The following is an 18,972-nucleotide window of genomic DNA, read 5'->3' on the forward strand; positions in this document are numbered from 1 at the left end:
CATATGATTTACCTCGATTACGCCGCCAGTCATCCGATGACGCCGGAGGCACTCACGGCCTATGCCCAGGCGGCGGCGCTGCCCGGCAATCCGGCCAGTGTGCACGGAGCGGGGCAGGCGGCCCGTGAAAAGCTGGAAGAAGGCCGCGCCCGCCTCGCGCTGGCCCTGGGCACCGACCCGCGTACCCTGACCATGAACAGCGGCGGCACCGAGGGAAACAACCACGTCCTGCTGGCTGTAGCCCGCGCCTGGGAAGCGCACCACGGACGTCCCGGACACCTCGTGACCACCCTCACCGAACATTCGGCAGTGCTCGCTCCGGCCCAGTGGCTGGCAACGCAGGGCTGGCAGGTGACTTTCCTCAGTCCCGATCAGCGGGGCGGTTACTCGCCCGAACAACTGGCCGGGGCGCTGCGCGACGATACGGCGCTGGTTTCCATCCACCATGCCAACAACGAAATCGGCACGGTGCAAGATACGCCCGCGCTGGCACAGGTCGCCGCTGCACGCGGCGTTCCCTACCACACCGACGCGGTACAGGCTCCCGGCGTTTTGCCAGTTGCCCTGGGGGCCTGGGGCGTTACCTTCGCGACCTTCAGCGCCCACAAATGGGGCGGGCCACGCGGCGTGGGGGTCCTGTATGTCAGGCGCGGCACCGAGTTGCTCCCGGTGACGCTGGGTGGCGGCCAGGAGGGTGGGCGGCGCCCCGGCACCCAAAACACGGCGGGGGTCTACGCCGCAGGTCTAGCCCTGGCCCAGGCCGAGGCCCGCCGGGAAGCCACTTTTACACACCTCAGCACGCTCAACAGGCAGTTCTGCCAGCTCATCGCTGATATTCCAGGGCTGCGCTTTAATCAGCCTGGAGGGGGGAGTCCCCGAATTGTCAACGTGACCATTCCTGGCGCAGACGGTGAGGCACTGCTGATGAACCTCGACATGCTGGGGATTTCGGCCAGTACGGGCAGTGCCTGCGCCGCCGGGACCATGCAGCCCAGCCACGTATTAACTGCTCTAGGCCTAAGCGAATCCGATGCCCGCGCCAGCCTGCGCTTCAGCTTCGGGGCGGCGACCACCCAGGCCGAGATAGCCGCCGCCGCCGCCGCACTGGCACAGGTGAGTGAGTGGAGTCGGCTGGGGTAGTTTTGTTATTGGCGTAATTTGTGGTATTTTTTGTTATAGAAAAACCTGATTCAATCGGCAGTTTGTATTAGGAGGCAAGATAACTATGCATTCTCCTTCCGGCCATCCCACTTCCGAACGACTTCGCCGCTGGCGGCTGGTGCTGGGCAGCGAGGCCGACCATGCTGAAGCCGGAAGCGAAGGTTATCCCCTCTCGGTACAGGATCAACGTATAGACGCCGCTCTGGCGGGGCTGTACGGCGCTCCTGATGGGGGCACGCGGCGCGGCGGTCTGGGGGCCAGCGCTCCCAGTGTGGCCCGCTGGTTGGCCGATATACGCGAGTTTTTTCCGGTAGGCGTGGTGCAGGTCATGCAGCAAGACGCCATCGAGCGCCTGAATCTGGCGCAGCTACTTTTTGAACCGGAAATGCTGGAGCAAGTCGAGGCGAACGTGCAGCTGGTCGGTACGCTTCTGTCGCTGAAGGGCGTGATGCCTGCGCGGGCCAAAGACGCCGCCCGCGCCGTGGTCCGCAAGGTGGTGGACGACCTGACCCGCCGTTTGGAAGAGCCGACCCGCGCCGCCGTTGCCGGAAGCCTGAACCGCGCCCAGCGCAATTTCCGCCCCAAAGGTAACGAGATCGACTGGAACGCCACCATCCGCAAGAACCTGAAAAATTATCTGCCCGACAAGCGCACCGTGATTCCCGAACAACTGGTAGGGTACGGGCGCAAACGCCGCAGCCTACGCAACATCGTGCTGTGCCTGGATCAGTCCGGCAGCATGGCCAGCAGCGTCATCTATGCGGGGGTCTTCGGCGCCGTGCTGGCGAGCCTCCCAGCTGTGGAAACCAGAGTGGTGGTGTTCGACACCGAGGTCGTGGACCTTTCCGAACAGCTCGGCGACCCGGTAGACGTGCTCTACGGCATCCAGCTGGGCGGCGGCACCGACATCAACCGCGCCCTAGCGTACTGTCAGGGCATCATCGACCGGCCCGAGCAGACCATCCTAGTGCTCATTTCCGACCTGTACGAGGGGGGCAACGAGCGCGAGATGCTGGCCCGCGCCCGCACCCTCAAAGACGCCGGGGTCAATGTCATTGCGCTGCTGGCCCTCTCCGACGACGGCGCACCCAGTTTCGACCACCGGGTCGCGCAGGCCCTTGCCACCATGCACATTCCAGCTTTTGCCTGCACGCCCGATCAGTTTCCTGGCCTCATGGCCACGGCGATCAGCGGGCAGGACGTGGCGGCCTGGGCCGGTCAGCAGGGCATCGTGACGCGGGGCGGCGCAAGTTGAACCACCTCCTGAGTCGAACAGGTCCTCAGATCGTCCTGCTATTTCGGACATAACGCCTTGTCTGATGGGTAGAGCTGGGGGGGTGCTTGTCGGTAGCGGCAGAAGTGTAGTAACCTTATGTTTGGCCTGTAATGGCCTGGAGGTTGCGTGGCAAGACGAAAGATGCCGGAACAGCGGGAAAAAAAGCCCAAAAAGGATGAAGATACCGTACGTGCTGAGGGTGTCGTAGAAGAAGCATTACCCAATACGACCTTTCGCGTAAAGCTGGATACGGGACACGATATTCTGGCCTATATCAGCGGAAAAATGCGGATTCACTATATCCGTATTCTGCCTGGTGACCGTGTGGTTCTGGAAATCAGCCCCTACGACACCAGTCGGGGGCGCATCGTCTACCGCAAGTAACACACGGCCAGAGCAGTGACCATCAGATTCCCTGCCACTGATGGTGAACAGAGGGTCGAGCGCTGCCACTGAACACGCGAGTGGGGCACCATGATTGGTGCGGCGGCGCGAGGAGGAAGTATGAAAGTTCGTAGCAGTGTCAAAAAGATGTGCGACAACTGCAAAGTGATCCGCCGCCATGGGCGCGTGCTGGTCATTTGCACCAACGTTAAGCACAAGCAGAGGCAGGGTTAAGTATGGCCCGCGTAGCAGGCGTTGACCTTCCCCGCGAAAAGCGCATCGAGATTGCGCTGACCTATATCTTCGGTATTGGCCCGACCCGTGCCAAGGAAGTTCTGGCGACGACCGGCATCAACCCCGATACCCGCGTCAAGAACCTGACTGAAGCCGAGCAGAGCACCTTGCGTGAAGTTATTGAAAAAACCTTCAAGGTCGAGGGTGACCTCCGCAGCGAAATCGGCCAGAACATCAAGCGTCTGATGGACATCGGCGCGTACCGTGGAATCCGCCACCGCCGTGGCCTTCCCGTGCGCGGCCAGCGCACCAAGACGAACGCCCGCACCCGCAAAGGTCCGAAAAAGACCGTTGCCGGGAAGAAAAAGGCAGCGAGGAAGTAAGCCATGGCGAAAGCAACCAAAGGCAAAGCTCCACGTCGCGCCCGGCGCAATATCAGCTCGGGCCGCGCTTACGTGCATGCGAGCTACAACAACACCATCGTCACCATCACCGACATGGACGGCAACTCCGTGGCGTGGTCAAGTGGCGGCACCATCGGCTACAAAGGCAGCAAGAAGGGTACGCCCTACGCAGCCCAGCTGGCTGCCGCCGACGCCGTGAAAAAGGCCCAGACCTCGTTCGGCATGAACGCTGTCGACGTGATCGTGCGTGGCAGCGGCTCGGGCCGTGAACAGGCCATCCGTGCCATCCAGGCTTCGGGTATCGAAGTTCGCAGCATCATGGACGACAGCCCCGTGCCTCACAACGGCTGCCGCCCCAAGAAAAAGTTCCGCGCCTAAGCGGACTGCGCGTGCCCACCTGCCCCAGTTTCGCTGTGACCGGGTCAAACCGGTTACTGAAGCCTCACCACAGGCGAGAAGCTGGGCAACAGAGGGCCGCAGACCCGGCCAGAAAGAGAGTCTGGTCGCTGTAAGGAGAATTTAAATGGGTCGTTTCCGTGGTTCCATTACCAAACAAAGCCGCCGCGAAGGGATTAACCTCGCGGAGACTGAGAAAGTCCAGAAGTACCTCGATAAGCGTCCCTACGGCCCTGGTCAGCACGGCCAGCGCCGCAAGGGCCGCCCGAGCGATTACTCGGTACGTCTGCGTGAAAAACAGAAGCTCGCCCGCCTCTACGGCATGGGTGAAAAACAGTTCCGCAACCTTTTCGAAGAAGCCGCCAGCGTTCCCGGCGTCACCGGCACTGTGTTTCTGCAACTGCTGGAACGCCGCCTCGACAACGTCGTCTTCCGCATGGGCTTTGCCAGCACCCGCCGCCAGGCCCGTCAGTTTGTCGGACACGGTCATATTTTCGTGAACGGCAAGAAAGTTGACGTTCCCAGCTACCGCGTCAAGATCGGTGACGAGATTGCGGTGGCTGAAGGCAGCCGCAGCATGGGCTTCGTTCAGGAAAACATGGACGCGCAAAAGCGCCGCCGTGTGTCGCCCTGGGTCGAGATGGATCATGACAACTTCAAGGGCACCTTTGCCCGCCTGCCCGCCCGCGAAGACCTCGCCCTGCCCATCAACGAGAACTTCATCATCGAGTATTACTCGCGCTAAATCGGAGGCCCCAGTGGATCAAAAGCGCCCTCAACTCAAAGCCCGCGTGGACGGCAACTACGGCGAATTCGTCCTCGAACCCCTCACGCGAGGTTACGGCGTCACCATCGGGAACCCCATTCGGCGCATCCTGATGTCCTCGATCCCCGGCACTGCCGTCACGAGCGTGTACATCGAGGATGTCCTGCACGAGTTTTCGACGATCCCCGGCGTCAAGGAAGATGTCATTCGGCTGATCCTGAACCTCAAGGAACTGGTCGTTAAATTTCACGCCCCCGGCCCCAAGACGCTGACCCTACGCGCAACGGGCGAAGGGGAAGTGAAGGCCAGCGCCTTTGAAGTGCCTTCAGACGCCGAAATCGTTAACCCCGATCTGGTGATCGCCACCCTAGCCGAAGACGGCAAACTGGTGATGGAAGTCCGGATCGAGGAAGGCGAAGGCTACGTCTCGGCAGACAAGCACGCCACCAAGGACCGTATCAACAGCATTCCTGTTGACGCTGCGTTCAGCCCGGTGCGCCGTGTGGCCTACCATGTGGAAAATACCCGTGTGGGACAGCAGACCGATTTGGATCGCCTGATTCTGCGAATCTGGACCGACGGCAGCGCCGGACCCCAGGAAGCCCTCGACAAGGCTGTGGAAATTCTGCGCAGCGAACTGAACGTGTTCGGCAACGTCGAAACCCTGCCGCCAGTCGTCGCGGATGCGCCCCAGGCGATCTACACGCCTAGCGCTCTGAGCAACTACGGCCAGAGCAGCCCAAGCGTGAATCCCAACCCCTACGACCTGCCGCGTCAGCCCGAGCTGAGCACTACCCCGCAGCCTTTCCCGACTGATCTGGAGTCGCCCCGCGTGACTCTTGAAGGTCTGGGGCTGACCACCCGCGTGCTGCACTCGCTGAAGGAAGAAGGCATCGACTCGGTGGACGCCCTGTGCGCCCTGAGTGACCGCGACCTGAAGAAAGTGCCCGGCATCGGTGAACGCAGCCTCGACGAAATCAAACAGCAACTCGCCCAGTTCGGCCTCGCCCTGCGCGATTAACCCCCTCCCCGGCGCGTTGCGCCTACCCTCTCCCGCAAGGGGGGATGGTAAAAAGGGAACCCCCATCTTAGACTTCAAGGAGATACACCATGCGCCACGGTAAAGCCGGACGCAAGCTCAACCGCAACAGCAGCAGCCGCACCGCCCTGGCCCGTGCCCAGGCGACGGCCCTGCTGCGTGAAGGCCGGATTCAAACGACCCTCACCAAGGCCAAAGAGCTGCGCCCTTTTGTTGAGAAACTGATCACCACCGCCAAGGGTGGCGATCTGCACGCCCGCCGCCTGATCGCCCAGGACATCAACGACCTCGCCGTCGTTCGTAAAGTCATGGACGAAGTGGCCCCCAAGTACGCTGAGCGCCCCGGTGGTTACACCCGCATTCTGCGTATCGGTACCCGCCGTGGTGACGGCGTGACCATGGCCCTGATCGAACTCGTCTAAACCGGGTTCTACCAAAAGCCCCTGCTTCGGCGGGGGTTTTTCGTTGCCTGGGCTGCTCCGGTCTATATCGTGGTGCAGCTGACATTCCGGCCCCATCCAGTTCCCATCTGCACAAGTCAAAATAGGGAGCACCATGAAACCCCACAGGTCGCTGATCGTCAAGTCGCCTCTCGGCTGGCTAAGCGTCCTGTTGACGACCTCGGTGCTGGCGGCTCCCCCGGCCTCTTTAGCGCCCAGCACAGGCGTGTGGATGACCTCGGCGGCAAACACCACTCCGGCGGCGATAGACCCCATTGCTCCGGCACAGCAGTTGTTCGATCAGGTCAATGAACTGGTCGAACAGAATTACGGCGGTCTCAGTCAGGTCGACCGCTTCAAACTGGCGCGGGAATATCAAACTCGCCTGAATACAGTGTGTATGAATGTCGCCCAGAGCTGCCCGGTCACCACAGCCTACCCGGTGATCGCCGCCGAAATCACGGCGCTGGGAGACGAGCACAGCTACTTCCAGACGCCCGAGGACTTTGAGGATTTTTTGACTACTGCCACAGGCGGTGAGCGCAGACAGTTTGGGGTCAAATTGGCCGAGCTGGACGGACAAAACCGGGTCATTCTGGAAGTCGTGCCCGAGAGTGCGGCCCAGAAAGCCGGACTGAGGCGCGGCGACGTGTTGCAGACCATAGACGGCAAACCGTACACATACGACAACCTGCACGCGGCGCGGCTGGCCGGAAAAACCATCCAACTGGGGTTGAACCGGGGGGATCAGCGGCTCCAACTGACCATCACGCCTCTTGAAAGCAGTACGCGTGACCTGCCCCGACTGAGCTATACCGGGCCCCATCAGGACATCGCAGTGCTGCGGATTCCGACTTTCCTCTCGGGGGGGGGCGTGGCGCAGCGAGTGCATGACCTGGTCGGTCAGGCCCAGGCCAGGCACGCCAGCGGCATGATCGTGGACCTGCGGGGCGATACCGGCGGCAGTCTGAGCGAATGTGACCGCGCCGTGAGCGCCTTCGTACCGGACTTTACCCGCATTTCCCGGACCAGCGATGGGAATGTCCGCACGCGTGTCAGCCGTGGTCTGCGCCTCGAAGATGGGCAGGCCGTGGGCAGCGTGCGTAACCCCAGGCTCTGGACCGGGCCGCTGGCGGTGCTGGTCGATCAGGCCAGTGCGTCGTGCAGCGAGTTTTTTGCTTACGAAGTGCAGTACGCCAGGCGCGGCCCGATCATCGGTGAAGACACGGCGGGCGTCGGGAACACCGCCACACGCATCTTCGCGCTTCCGGACAATGCGGCCCTGCAACTGACCATCACCAATTACGCTAAACCGGACGGCACTCCCTACCCGGTTCGGATCATCCCAGACCAGCGCCGCACACAGAACGAGGACGATCTTCGCCGCCTGACCCGTGGCGAAGATACCCTGCTGAACCTGGCGGTGCAGGCATTAGCCACAGCCCCGAGTATGGCCCTGGACCCGGATCATCGCCCCAACTGACCGCAGCTGTCAGCCATATGATCGGAAATGAGAAAAAAGCGGCGATGGCCTGAAGCTCACCGGAAACTGCTCTCTAGCTTCAGGCGGCACACTAGAGCTATGAACAATCAGAACCTAGCCCGTACAGGACTTGTTGCAACCACCATGGCCCTCTTCCTGACGGCCTGTGGGGGCGGCGGCTCAAGCAAGACACCGCCCCAGCCAGCTGAACAGACTGGAAGTCTCTACGGCCAGTTGCAGGGCACTACGGCCACCACTGTGCGCCCTATGGCCCAGATCGTCGAGGGACCGGAATTCGTGGCGACCGTGAACGCGCAGCAGCAGTTTAGTCTGGCCCTGCCACCTGCCAGTGTAGTCGAGGGCAAATATAACAGTGATCTGATCGCGCTCAGTGACGTGTTTACGGGCTGTACGCTGACGCCCGCCACGGACGTCAAAGTGATGCTGCTGAACAGTTTACAGACCAATACCAACCAGGAGCTAAAAGCCATCAGCTACCTCAACGGTGCCAAAACCTATACCTACTGGTGGTTTGCCAACAAAACGGCGACCACAACGGTCAACGGCTCTTGCCTGGCTGGAACCTTCAACAACCGGAGCCTAAGCCTCGTGCATGGCTGGAACAAGATTACCTGGACCACCAACGGCCAATCCGTCGACCTGAATGCTCAGGCTCCGACCAGTGACCGCCAAGTGTGGACGCCGACCAGCCTGGAAGGCCAGACCGTTCACGCCGATTTCGACCTGCCCTGGCGTCAGCTGGATAAATACAAGACCCGCTGAAACCAGTATAAGAAGAAGTCTCCGGTTGGTTACGCCGGGGGCCTCAGCAAGCCTGCCCGCTGTCTTGGACCAAACGGCGGGCGGAATTGAGCGCAGTCCGTCTGAGAGGGTGTTTGAACCGAGACTAAAGGGGCAGGTCATCCAGATCAAGCGGGCAAGCCTAACTCGTCCAGATCGTAGACCGGGGACTGGTCGTCCAAGATGTCGCAAGGGTTGCGCCCCGTCGCTCAGTACCTGACAGGTTGGGTTTCTGGTCGTCCAGAACGTCAACGACGAGAGGCTCACTTCACGCAATGTTTTCTGGATTCAAGCCAATCAAGCGCTGCATGGCTTAGAGACGAGCAACAATGGGCTTGCACCCAACGTATCGCACGATGCCAGGATTCGGAAAACAGCGTCCTGTAAGGATTCTAGAGCAACTTGTTAGGTACTGAGGGTAGGTACATTCCGCTGCCTTTCCTGAACCTCTGGGACGCCGGACTGAACAGGAGTGATGCGCTCACGGGCGGGAACGTTTCTCTTGGAGATGAGAAGTCTCCTTGAGTTGAAGGGTGAATTGAAAAGCCGCGCGGTGGTATGTGAGACACCCAAAAGCACCGCCAGCTGCCTGGAAAAGTGTAACGAATCAAGTGCAGCGGGCGGCGAGAGATCAGGGTGTGCTACGGACGTGGCGGCGTCACTCAGTTGAGGACCGCTGATGCTGTCTCCGCTGGCTGCTCGTCCCATTCCTCCCTATGAATTTTCAGGCTATCCCAGTCACTCGTGCCGCGCCACTGGGCTTTCACAACGGCGCAGTGGATAAAGGTCTCTGGGGTTTTCATGGCGCCCTCGCCGAACATCACCTGGCTCACTCGCTCGGCGTACTTCATTGTGCTCACGATTACTGCCAACTCGACCGGGATATCTGGACCTAGTGTGATCACCAGCTCACAGAGGGCCAGTTCAGACAGTGCAGCCACCTGAACGATTTCCACATTGGGCAGCTGGGCAGCCAGCAGGTGTGCGGAGGTGATCTGAGGGGTACCAACTGCGACTCTGGTCAAGGCGGCGTGGATAAGCAGCGCAGGTCTGCCTGGCGGACGGGTCTCTTCAAGACGTTTCATAGGGCCTCCGGGAAGGGGAAGGCTAAGGCATTCGTCAGCCCCGGAACATCCGCCTTCTGGCCTAGGCGTTGGGGGGGGAACACACCCTTGAAGCTGACAACATGGTCTAGCTGGAGCTCGAGCAGGCTGCCGGGCGCAAGCTCTCCAGACGCCCGGACAAGCGAGCACCTCAGTCTCAATCAGGTCGTGTTTTCCTTTCATCAGACTCGACCTGTGCCACGCGCCAGAGCTGGATTGCGAGAATGATCTCGTGAACCTGTATGCCCAGTTAATGGGGGAACTTATACCAATCCTCAGAACTATGGTGTCATAAAAGCGTGCCGAACGCTTAGGCGCCAAAATAGCGCAGCCAGACGAAGTTCTTTAGCCCTTAGACCCTTCGATCACCAAATGACAATTATTATGGCGTTTGGTATCACAAGCCGCAGGGTGATGCCGTTCTTGGTCAGGTGCTCACCAGTATGGCTGAGGAACAGGCCCTGAACACCAGCATGCGAAGGGCGCCGCTCATACAGCACGTCATCCAGTGGACATATTGGCTCTTTTTGGCGAGATTTCAGGTCATTTTGGGGGCACCCGATCACAGCTGACGCGCAGACGCCAGAAGCCCAAAACGAAAAATCCCCGCCAGTGACGGGGAAGTTTATGTATGGCTCGGCAGGTAGGGGTCGAACCTACGACCATTCGATTAACAGTCGAACGCTCTGCCACTGAGCTACTGCCGAATACGCTGTGCTGGAGTAGAGAACCAGGCACTGTGGCTGGCCGTTTCCGGCGCGAGAGGGATAGTAGCACGCCTTTTCCCGTTCGTGCAAGCCCCCCTGCTCCGGCTCCCCCCTGCCCCAGCTCAGGCTTGTGCGCCGCCCGGCATGATAGTCCCGGGATTGACGCCGAGTCGCCGAAAGGCCTCATCCCAGCGTTCGGCAGCGGCAACCTGCCAGAGCAAATCAGGCGTGTCCTGCTCGACCCACAGCCACACGCCTTGACGGGCTTCCTGGGCCAGTTGCCCCTGTCCCCAGCCGGTGTAGCCCAGCACGAGCATGTAAGTCTGCTTGCTATCCATGACTGCCCGCAACACTTCCAGACTGCTGCTCATATAGAGCCCCGCTACCAGTTCGACCTCGCCTTCAAACCCGACAGAGCGCTGATAAAGGCACCAGCCCAGCGTCGGATCGACCGGGCCGCCCAACCAGGCCTGCTCATATTGCCCCGGAGCATCGGCCATCAGCTCCGAAACGGTTTGCGGCGTTTGGAGATTGATAATAAGCCCCAGAGCGCCCTGCTCGTCGTGTTCCAGCAGCAGAATCACGGCGTTCTCGAACAGCTCACCTCGCAAATGAGGACTGGCAGCCAAGAAGGTAAGAGGGCCTGACATTGCCCCCAGCATACCGAGTCGGGTCATGAAAAACCCACCTAGCATCTTAAGGTGGGCGGCACGCTGGTTATCCCTCTACCTTGGCTTCTTCCAAGTTATGCATAACGGGTCATGCATAACTTGCGTCTACGCGGTCGGTCTCCTCTTGGCCCGCCGCTTCGCCTACTCCTGACCCCAGTTCCCCGAGACCGGGTGCCAAAGCTTACGCACTGGCCCCTGTTCCGCTGCGGCGGGCGGGCTTGCGCTTGCTGCCACCACTTGGCGGAGTCGCCGGAGGCACGACGCTGCCGTCACGCGGGGCTTCCAGCGCCTTCAGGCCACCGACGAGCGATACGTCGAGCACCTGATCGAGCGTCTCGGCGGGGTGGAAGCTCATCGAGGTGCGCAGATGCAGCGGAATGTCCTCAATGTCGCGCTCGTTGGCCTTGGGCAGAATAATGTGCTTGATTCCGGCGCGGCGTGCGCCCAACACCTTCTCCTTCAGGCCGCCGATGGGCAGGTAACGCCCGGTCAGGGTCATCTCGCCGGTCATGGCGACGTCGTGACGGGCCGGAATGCCGGTTAGGGCGCTAATCAGACTGGTCGCCATCGCGCCGCCCGCGCTGGGGCCTTCCTTGGGAATCGCTCCGGCGGGAACGTGAATGTGAATTTCGCTGTTGTCGAGCTTTTCACGGTCGATGTGAAAGCGCTCGGCGTTGCTCTTGGCGTAGGTCAGGGCGGCGCGGGCCGATTCCTTCATCACGTCGCCCAGTTGCCCGGTCAGCACTAACCCACCCTTACCGGGCATGATGCTGGTTTCCACGAACAGAATGTCGCCGCCGACGGGCGTGTAGAACATGCCGGTGGACACCCCTACCATGTCTTCCTTGCCCTCGGTTTCAGGCATGTGGCGCGGCTGACCGAGGAACTTTTCCAGCTCCTTATCAGTGATACGGGCCTTCTTGGTCTTGCCAGTGGCAATCTGGCGGGCCACCTTACGCAGCACCGTACCGATTTCGCGTTCCAGATTGCGTACCCCGGCCTCGCGGGTGTAGTGCGAGATCAGTTTTTCCAGCGCGGCGTCGCTGAACACGATCTGGTTGGACTTCAGGCCGTTTTGCAAAAGCTGGCGCGGCAGCAGGTAACGCTTGGCAATTTCCAGCTTTTCTTGCTCGATGTAGCTGTTGAACTCGATGACTTCCATGCGGTCCATCAGCGCGGGCGGAATCTGCTCGGGGTAGTTCGCCGTAGCGATAAACATCACTTCGCTGAGGTCGAACGGCACGCCCATGTAGTGGTCGGTGAAGTGCTGGTTTTGCGCGGGGTCAAGGACTTCCAGCAGCGCCGCCGAGGGGTCGCCCTGGTAGCTGCTGCCAAGCTTGTCTACCTCGTCCAGCAAAATGACCGGATTCTTGGTGCCTGCCGTGCGGATGCCCTGAATCAGGCGGCCTGGCATCGCGCCGATGTAGGTGCGGCGGTGGCCCCGGATATCGCTCTCGTCGCGTGCGCCGCCCAGTGCAATGCGGACATACTTGCGCCCCAGCGACTTGGCGATGCTCTGCGCGATAGAGGTTTTACCCACGCCGGGAGGGCCGGTAAACACCAGAATCGGGCCTTTATTGACCTCGTCGGCGCTCAGTTCGCCGCGCTCGGCACGTTGCTTGCGCAGGCGGCGCACGGCGAGAAACTCCAGCACGCGGTCTTTGACCTTATCCAGACCGTAGTGGTCATCGTCCATGACCTGCGCGGCTTCGTCCACGTCCAGGCGATCCTCACTACGCTCGTTCCAGGGCAGTTCGGTAACCCAGGTCAGGTAAGTGCGGATAACCGAAGCCTCGGCGGCGTCGGGGTGCATCCGGGCCAGTCGGTTCACTTCGCGGTCAATTTCCTTTTTGACCTCGGGCTTGAGCCCCAGCGCGTCGATTTTGGTGCGGAACTGCTCGGCCTCGTCACCCTCGTCGTCGTCGCCGCCGTGCAGCTCCTTCTGAATGACCTTCATCTGCTCGCGCAGGTAATACTCGCGCTGGTTCTTGTCGATCTCTTCCTTGACCTGGGTGCGAATCTTCTGTTGCAGGCTCTGAACTTCCTGTTCGGTGTCCAGCAGCGTCAGCAGCTTGCTCAGGCGCTGGGTCAGGCTGACGGTTTCCAGCAGGGCCTGCTTATCTTCAAGTTTGAAATCAAGGTTGAAGGCGATCTGGTCGGCCATCTCACCCACATCATCCTTGCCGTTAACGGTTTGCACGGCCTCAGCGTTCAGCTTTCCGCCCGCCGCGATCGCGTCGAACTTCTCGCGCAGCTCACGGGTCAGGGCCTGAACCTCGACCTCATTGTTCTTTGCGGCTTCCAGCACCTCGATATCGGCACTCAGATAGTCACCGTGCTGGTAGTTGCTGGCCTTCACACGCGCCACCGCCGAGACAAGCATCTGCACGGTGCTGTCAGGGTTTTTTCGCACGCGCAGCACGTTACAGGCGGTGCCGACATCGTACAGGTCAGCGCCCTTGGGATCGTCAACATCCTTGTCGCGCTGCGAGACGATCAGGATAACTTTTTCGCCGCTCATGGCGGCCTCGATAGCATTGATGGAAATGGCGCGGCTGGCGTCGATATGCTGCACCATCGTCGGATAAATAACGCTGCCACGCACGGGGCAGACGGGAACATTCTTGGGAAGCGGAGTGCTTTCGGTTGACATTTTGACTCCTTTCGCCCGCCGGAGCGGAACGGGGTCGCCTGGAATAACAGGAAACTTGAGTGTGACTATATCAAGTTTCAGGTGTCCCGACAAGTGAAGCCGAGGGTAGGCCATTTGGCCTAAAAGCCGTCTGCTACGCCAAAAATGCACACCGCAAGTCTGATCGCGCCCTCATCCGGCCCTGAGCGAAGGTTTAGGGATGAGGGGTAATACGGATTCCGCTAAATTCCGCCACAGTCGGGAAGACACTGCCTGCGGCTCCATACCGCGAAACCCGTATGTTGTTCCTACTCGCATCCGCTCGGATTGATTCGGAACTGCACCAAATCAATCGGAATCCGTATAAGGGTGTAGGCCGCACCGTTTATACAGAGTTTGCAGAATCGGCCTGTTGCAAAGTGGGGGTCGGGCCGCCCCAAGTCCCCGCTTTTGCCGAGCGGGGCGCGTAGGAGCAAATCTAATGCGCGACTTTTGCAAGAGGTCTATTGGCAGTCCGTATTACAGCTACTGCTCACCCAATACCGCGCACCTCCTACTCCCGCACCAGCAGAGCCAAGGGAAAGTCCTCCAGCACTTTTGCCAGCGGCACTTTCGCGGCGCGTACCCGCAACGTCTCACCGGTCAAAACATTGGTATAAGTTCCGGCGGCGGGCAGCGTTAGCGTGCTATTGCCCCAGCTTTCGCCCAGCGCCCAGGGGTGTTTTTCTTTGGTCAGCGTAAGGGCCAGCCGGGGCGCGACGGTCACGGCGGTCTGTCCTGCGTGCGTGCGGGCAAAGGCCAGCAGGTACTTTCCGGCCTCAATGGGCTGGTAGTCACCCGCCGCGAACAGTTCCGGATGCGCCCGCCGGGTTTGCAAGGCGGCCCAGGTTACCAGCGTCTTGACGGCTCCGTCCTCGTAACTATCCAGCAACTTGCGGGTCAGGGCCACGTCGTGACCGCGTTCCAGTCGCGCCAGCACGCGCCCGTGCGCCGGGTAATCTACCGGGCGGCGGTTATCGGGGTCAACGAGGCTCTGGTTCCAGCCCTCGCAGCCCTGGTAGGTGTCGGGCACGCCGGGGGCGGTCAGACGCACCAGCGCGGCGCTGAGGCCGTTCTGCGCTCCATACGGGCTGATGCGGCGGTGAACTTCGCCCAGGCTGCTCATAAACTCCGGGTGCGTCAGCAGCTGCCGGGTAAACTGCTCCAGCGCGGCTTCGTAGCCCTCGTCGGGGGTGGCCCAGCTGGTTCGCAGCTTGGCTTCCCGCGCCGCCTTTTGCATATAGGCGGCCATTCGGTCTGGGAAATCGGTCAGGTCACCACCCAGCGGATAGGCCCCCAGCACGTTTTGCAGCAGCACATACACGTCCAGCAGGGTCGGCGCGTGCGTATCGTCCAGGCGGGTTTGCAGGTCGTTGAACAGGCGGTTCCACTGGCTCAAGAAGGCGGCCCAGCCCTGCGGAAGCTCGCTGAGGACGCTGATTCTGGCGCGGGTGTCCTCGCCGCGTTTGGTGTCGTGGGTGCTGCCCGCCAGCATCGCGTGGGGCCACTTTTTGGCCCGTTCGCGTGCCAGTGCGTGAAAGACCTTAACCGGTGTGCCGAAATGCGCCGGGTCACTGCCCACCTCGTTCAGCGAGAGCAGGCGGGCGTAGCGGTAGAACGCCGTGTCCTCGGCCCCTTTCGCGGTGACTGGCCCGGTGAGCTGCTGAAACTTGAGGGCAAAGTCGGCGTAGGCGGCCCGCGTCGGCGCGTCGGGGGCATTCAGCGTCAGAACAGCGTGCAGGAACTCAAATACTGACGGGTCGAGCGGTGTGCCGTCAGTGCGGTTGTGCGCTCTGGCGTCGTGTATGGCCTGGGCAATCCGGGCGTCGTCATTGGGTTCGCGCTGACCGTCGGGGCGAACGTAACTGCGGTAGACCGGAAAGCTGGCAATCACCCCGCGCAAGGCCCCCCGCAGCGTGCTAAGCGTAAAATCCCGCGAGTGCGGCCCCGTTTCGGCCAGCTGTTCCAGATGCTCGGCCAGCACGTTGACCTCGCCGGGCAACGACACGCGCTGAATTAGCAGTTTGCTCCGGTACAGGTGCGCCGGGTAGGCCTCGCGGTCACCGGTAAAACGCCGGTAGATAGCCCCCAGTTCGTCCTCGTTGGCCTGGTCCACGAAGACGCCGCCCAGCTGCGCCAGAAAGTCGTAGCCGGTGGTGCCGTGAACGGCCCAGTCGGGCGGAAGTTGCTCGCCGGGTTCCAGGATTTTCTCGGCGACCACATAAAGACCCCTCTGCGCTTCGGGCTTCTCGCCTGAGAAGGAAGACAGCAACTCTCCCGGCTCCCTTTTCAGGGCAGCTGCCAGCGAAACCGTCTGGGGGGCAAGCGCTTCCCCAGCCCCCGCCTGTAAAGCCGCAAAATACCCCGCCGGGTCGTACAGCCCGTCGGTGTGGTCAAGGCGCACGCCCTGCACCACGCCCCCGCGCAGCAGTTCAAACAGCAGCGAGTGCGCCCACTCAAATACGCGGGGGTCTTCCATCCGCAGCGCCGCGAGATCATTGATGTCAAAAAAGCGGCGGTAGTTGATCTCCTCGGCGGCGACTTTCCAGTACGCCAGACGGTAATTCTGCTCGGCCACCAGCGCGTCCAGACGCTTAGGGTCGGCGTTGATAGCGTCCAGGGTGCGGCGCACGGCCTCGCGCACGGGTTTGGAAGTTTCCAGCAGCGTCCCCAGGCGGCGCGAGGCCACGTCCACCTCCTGGGCGCGGGCGAGGCAGTCATCGTCGGAAAGGCTAGCCTCGGTGCTGCGCGGCAGGGTCTGAAGGCTGCGGGTGATGCTGGCAAGTTCTGCGCGGTGCAGGTCGCCCGCGCGGGCGGGGAAGTCGTCTAGCGCCCCGGCCAGCAGCTGGGCCACGCTGCGGGGCGAGAGGGGCAGATTTCTGTCCCAGTACGCCAGCACAAACCGCTGGCCCGTCCAGTGGATCTGCAATTCGCCGCGCTCCAGCACGCGCCCGTACTGGTCGCCCAGCGTGGGGAGCAGCACCTTGCCTTCCAGCGCCCGCTTGAGCGGCTGCCACGCAATGTCAAAAAAGTGGGCGTAGCGGCTGGCCTGCCCGTGTTGCAGCACATCCTCCCAGTACGGGTTATGGCCGCCCGCAATGCCCATATGGTTCGGCACAAAGTCCACCACCAGCCCCAGCCCCAGCTCGTGCGCCCGCGCCGCGAACCGCCGCAGCCCGCCGAGGCCGCCTAGTTCGGGGTTGACCTGGGTGTGGTCGGTCACGTCGTAGCCGTGCGTGCTGCTGGGGCTGCTGGCCCAGATGGGCGAGAGGTACACGCCGGTGACGCCCAGCCGCGCCAGATACGGCAGGATTTTCTGCGCGGCGGCGAAGGGGAATCCGGCGTGGAGCTGAAGGCGGTAGGTGGAGGAAGGTAAGTAGGAAGTAGGGAGTGGGGAACAGGAAAAGGCTTGTGACGCGTGGCTTGTGGCTTGTGGAGGGGTCAGGGTCATGCGCCGCGTCCGAGGAGAACGGCGTGGCCCGGTTTCAGCTTATCCTTCCTGGTGGAGGTGGTCACACGCCCCCCCTCCCCTTGCTCCGCAGGGCCTTCCCCGGCAGGTGGGGAGGGTAAAAACTCGCTATACGCCACCACATCCCCCGGCAACTCAAACGGCAGGGACAGGCTGTCCAGCTTCAGTTCCGCCGCGCCGAGGTTCCACAGCAGCGCCCGCTCCCCGGCGTCAGTCACGGTGCGAACCCACAGCAAGTCGCCCGCCACGCTTCCGGCGCTGAGGTTCTGGCGGTCGCGGTTTTGCAGCACCGGGTCGGTCTTTCGCAGCTTCAACAGCTGGCGGTACAGCCCAAGTGTTTTGGCGTGTTCGCCGCCGCTTTGCTCGTCCCAGTGCAGTTTTGCCACCTCAAAGGTCTGGGCAGACTGCGGGTCAAGGATGTCCTCACCCTTGAACGACGCGAAACCCTCAAATTCCTTCTTGCGGCCCTCGCTAATGGCTGCGCCCAGTTCGCCGTGATGGTCACTGAAAAAGGGAAACGGCGTGCTGGCGGCCCATTCCTGGCCCATGAACAGCAGCGGCGTCATCGGCAGCGTCAGCAGCAGCATGGACGCGGCCCGGAAGCGCTCCGGCGAAACCTGCGGCAGGTGGTGAATCCGGTCACCTATAGCGCGGTTGCCCACCTGGTCATGGTTCTGAATGAAGTACACGAAACTGGCGGCCCCCAGCGCGTCGGCGGGTTTACCACGCGGCCTGTCCTCCAGCGGCCACCACTGGCCCTCAAAGACCCAGCCCCGCTCAATGGTGTTCGCCAGAGCCGCCGCGCCGCCTTGGTAGGGCGCGTAATAGCCGTCCTGATCGGCGGTCAGCGTCACGCGCACCTCGTGGTGAAAGTCGTCAATCCAGATGCCGTCCAGCTTATGCTGCGTCACCAGTTCAGGCAGGTTGCGGTAGTCCTCGGCCAGCAGCAGGTGGGTGCCGTTCAGCCTGTGCACCTCCTGCGCCAGCTCAGCCAGAATGTGCGTCTCGCTGTCGTCCTGCATGGCCTGAGTCGCGTCCAGCCGCAGCCCGTCCAGGCGGTAGTCGCGCAGCCACATCCGGGCATTTCCGGTCACGAAGCGTCGCATGTGAGGCTCGGCGTAGTCCAGGCTCGCGCCCCACGCACTACTGAAGCGGTCGGTAAAATACTGTGGGCTGTAAAGGCTCAGATAATTGCCGTCCGGCCCGAAATGGTTGTACACCACGTCCAGAAACACGCCCAGCCCCAGCCCGTGCGCGGCGTCCACGAAGGCCATCAGCGCCTCCGGGCGGCCATACGGCGCGTAGGGGGCGTACAGCGCCGCGCCGTCGTACCCCCAGCCGCGCTCACCGGAAAAGGCCGCCAGCGGCATGAGTTGCAACGCCGTAATGCCCAATCCCTTGAGGTAAGGCAGCTTGGCCTGGGCGGCGGCGTAAGTCCCTTCAGGCGTGAAGGTGCCGATGTGCAACTCATAGAACACGCAGCTTTTAAGCGGCAGGCCGCGCCAGTCGGTAGTTTGCCAGCGGTACTGGTGCAGATCCATGACCTCGGCCTCACCGTGGACCCCGTCCGGCAAAAAGCGGGCGTAGGGGTCGGGCCACGCCGCGTCGTCCAGCACAAATTTATATTTCGCGCCGGGCTGCACGGGCAAAACCAGATCGTAAATTCCGCCGCCCTGCGAGTGCATGGTGTGGTCATTGCCGTCCACGCGCACGGCGACTGTTCTGGCGGTGGATGTCCAGAGGCGAAAGCGGGTGCCGCTCCCGTCTGGCAGGGGGTGAGCACCGAGGCGGCTGGCGAGGGCGTCAGACTCTTGTTGAGTGCTCAGGGACGACTGAGAGGCACTGTGAGACTGGGAAGGAGTGGAAGACTGGGGCATGATTGGCTCCTGTGGCGCGCAGATGGCGTGTGCAGGTCGGCGGGTTAAAAACCGCGCCCTGGCGGTGGCTCAGGGCGTAGGGTCTGTCAA

The 18,972-nt window shown here is 61.8% G+C and carries 16 protein-coding genes and 1 tRNA gene; 11 read left to right on the top strand and 6 right to left on the bottom strand.

From position 1 onward, the window contains the following. Positions 1-3 precede the first annotated feature (3 nt). From QZ269_RS01335 to QZ269_RS01385, 11 genes are all read left to right on the top strand, one after another. Positions 4-1,140 carry a cysteine desulfurase family protein gene (locus tag QZ269_RS01335; RefSeq protein WP_291423473.1) on the top strand — a complete coding sequence of 379 codons (1,137 nt, stop codon included), beginning with the start codon at positions 4-6 and terminating at the stop codon, positions 1,138-1,140. An 85-nt stretch (positions 1,141-1,225) separates the two neighbouring features. Next, positions 1,226-2,416 carry a VWA domain-containing protein gene (locus tag QZ269_RS01340; RefSeq protein WP_291423475.1) on the top strand — a complete coding sequence of 397 codons (1,191 nt, stop codon included), beginning with the start codon at positions 1,226-1,228 and terminating at the stop codon, positions 2,414-2,416. Between the two features lie 162 nt (positions 2,417-2,578). Continuing rightward, positions 2,579-2,821, top strand: coding sequence for a translation initiation factor IF-1 (gene infA, locus QZ269_RS01345; RefSeq protein ID WP_291423546.1), 243 nt, complete (start codon positions 2,579-2,581; stop codon positions 2,819-2,821). A 120-nt stretch (positions 2,822-2,941) separates the two neighbouring features. Then, positions 2,942-3,055, top strand: coding sequence for a 50S ribosomal protein L36 (gene rpmJ / locus QZ269_RS01350; protein ID WP_019012075.1), 114 nt, complete (start codon positions 2,942-2,944; stop codon positions 3,053-3,055). Between the two features lie 2 nt (positions 3,056-3,057). Beyond that, positions 3,058-3,438, top strand: a complete 381-nt coding sequence (rpsM, locus tag QZ269_RS01355; protein WP_291423488.1) for a 30S ribosomal protein S13 — start codon at positions 3,058-3,060, stop codon at positions 3,436-3,438. Between the two features lie 3 nt (positions 3,439-3,441). Further along, on the top strand, positions 3,442-3,837 hold the full coding sequence (gene rpsK, locus QZ269_RS01360) for a 30S ribosomal protein S11 (RefSeq protein WP_291423490.1): 396 nt from the start codon (positions 3,442-3,444) through the stop codon (positions 3,835-3,837). Positions 3,838-3,982: 145 nt separating this feature from the next. Beyond that, a complete protein-coding gene (gene rpsD, locus QZ269_RS01365; protein ID WP_291423492.1) occupies positions 3,983-4,600 on the top strand; it encodes a 30S ribosomal protein S4 in 618 nt (205 codons plus the stop codon). A 13-nt stretch (positions 4,601-4,613) separates the two neighbouring features. Next, a complete protein-coding gene (locus QZ269_RS01370; RefSeq protein ID WP_291423494.1) occupies positions 4,614-5,642 on the top strand; it encodes a DNA-directed RNA polymerase subunit alpha in 1,029 nt (342 codons plus the stop codon). An 89-nt stretch (positions 5,643-5,731) separates the two neighbouring features. Continuing rightward, positions 5,732-6,082, top strand: a complete 351-nt coding sequence (gene rplQ, locus QZ269_RS01375) for a 50S ribosomal protein L17 (RefSeq protein ID WP_291423496.1) — start codon at positions 5,732-5,734, stop codon at positions 6,080-6,082. Between the two features lie 250 nt (positions 6,083-6,332). Beyond that, positions 6,333-7,583 (top strand): S41 family peptidase, encoded by a 1,251-nt coding sequence (locus QZ269_RS01380; protein ID WP_291423548.1) that lies wholly within the window; start codon positions 6,333-6,335, stop codon positions 7,581-7,583. A gap of 99 nt (positions 7,584-7,682) precedes the next feature. Next, positions 7,683-8,366 (top strand): hypothetical protein, encoded by a 684-nt coding sequence (locus tag QZ269_RS01385; protein WP_291423498.1) that lies wholly within the window; start codon positions 7,683-7,685, stop codon positions 8,364-8,366. A gap of 680 nt (positions 8,367-9,046) precedes the next feature. Here the strand turns inward: QZ269_RS01385 and QZ269_RS01390 are convergent. From QZ269_RS01390 to treZ, 6 genes are all read right to left on the bottom strand, one after another. Further along, the gene (locus QZ269_RS01390; protein WP_291423500.1) at positions 9,047-9,469 is read right to left on the bottom strand and encodes a hypothetical protein; all 423 of its coding nucleotides are present in this window, start codon (positions 9,467-9,469) and stop codon (positions 9,047-9,049) included. A gap of 650 nt (positions 9,470-10,119) precedes the next feature. After that, positions 10,120-10,194 (bottom strand) — tRNA-Asn (locus tag QZ269_RS01395). A 122-nt stretch (positions 10,195-10,316) separates the two neighbouring features. Then, complete coding sequence (locus QZ269_RS01400) at positions 10,317-10,844, bottom strand: YqgE/AlgH family protein (RefSeq protein WP_291423501.1); 528 nt, start codon at positions 10,842-10,844, stop codon at positions 10,317-10,319. 202 nt (positions 10,845-11,046) lie between these two features. Beyond that, positions 11,047-13,518, bottom strand: a complete 2,472-nt coding sequence (gene lon / locus QZ269_RS01405; protein ID WP_291423503.1) for an endopeptidase La — start codon at positions 13,516-13,518, stop codon at positions 11,047-11,049. Positions 13,519-14,050: 532 nt separating this feature from the next. Further along, positions 14,051-16,987 (bottom strand): malto-oligosyltrehalose synthase, encoded by a 2,937-nt coding sequence (gene treY, locus QZ269_RS01410; protein WP_291423505.1) that lies wholly within the window; start codon positions 16,985-16,987, stop codon positions 14,051-14,053. Then, a complete protein-coding gene (treZ, locus tag QZ269_RS01415; RefSeq protein ID WP_291423507.1) occupies positions 16,984-18,882 on the bottom strand; it encodes a malto-oligosyltrehalose trehalohydrolase in 1,899 nt (632 codons plus the stop codon). Before treZ ends, treY begins: the two co-directional genes overlap by 4 nt. Between the last annotated feature and the right edge of the window lie 90 nt (positions 18,883-18,972).

It is taken from the genome of Deinococcus sp. (genome assembly GCF_018260405.1).
In the GTDB taxonomy this organism is placed as follows: Bacteria; Deinococcota; Deinococci; order Deinococcales; family Deinococcaceae; genus Deinococcus.

Excerpts from the sequence above, each read along its gene's own strand:
- QZ269_RS01335 (WP_291423473.1), top strand. The coding sequence starts at position 4 with ATGATTTACCTCGATTACGCCGCCAGTCATCCGATGACGCCGGAGGCA.
- QZ269_RS01340 (WP_291423475.1), top strand. The coding sequence starts at position 1,226 with ATGCATTCTCCTTCCGGCCATCCCACTTCCGAACGACTTCGCCGCTGG.
- infA (WP_291423546.1), top strand. The coding sequence starts at position 2,579 with ATGCCGGAACAGCGGGAAAAAAAGCCCAAAAAGGATGAAGATACCGTA.
- rpmJ (WP_019012075.1), top strand. The coding sequence starts at position 2,942 with ATGAAAGTTCGTAGCAGTGTCAAAAAGATGTGCGACAACTGCAAAGTG.
- rpsM (WP_291423488.1), top strand. The coding sequence starts at position 3,058 with ATGGCCCGCGTAGCAGGCGTTGACCTTCCCCGCGAAAAGCGCATCGAG.
- rpsK (WP_291423490.1), top strand. The coding sequence starts at position 3,442 with ATGGCGAAAGCAACCAAAGGCAAAGCTCCACGTCGCGCCCGGCGCAAT.
- rpsD (WP_291423492.1), top strand. The coding sequence starts at position 3,983 with ATGGGTCGTTTCCGTGGTTCCATTACCAAACAAAGCCGCCGCGAAGGG.
- rplQ (WP_291423496.1), top strand. The coding sequence starts at position 5,732 with ATGCGCCACGGTAAAGCCGGACGCAAGCTCAACCGCAACAGCAGCAGC.
- QZ269_RS01380 (WP_291423548.1), top strand. The coding sequence starts at position 6,333 with ATGACCTCGGCGGCAAACACCACTCCGGCGGCGATAGACCCCATTGCT.
- QZ269_RS01385 (WP_291423498.1), top strand. The coding sequence starts at position 7,683 with ATGAACAATCAGAACCTAGCCCGTACAGGACTTGTTGCAACCACCATG.
- QZ269_RS01390 (WP_291423500.1), bottom strand. The coding sequence starts at position 9,469 with ATGAAACGTCTTGAAGAGACCCGTCCGCCAGGCAGACCTGCGCTGCTT.
- QZ269_RS01400 (WP_291423501.1), bottom strand. The coding sequence starts at position 10,844 with ATGTCAGGCCCTCTTACCTTCTTGGCTGCCAGTCCTCATTTGCGAGGT.
- lon (WP_291423503.1), bottom strand. The coding sequence starts at position 13,518 with ATGTCAACCGAAAGCACTCCGCTTCCCAAGAATGTTCCCGTCTGCCCC.
- treY (WP_291423505.1), bottom strand. The coding sequence starts at position 16,987 with ATGACCCTGACCCCTCCACAAGCCACAAGCCACGCGTCACAAGCCTTT.
- treZ (WP_291423507.1), bottom strand. The coding sequence starts at position 18,882 with ATGCCCCAGTCTTCCACTCCTTCCCAGTCTCACAGTGCCTCTCAGTCG.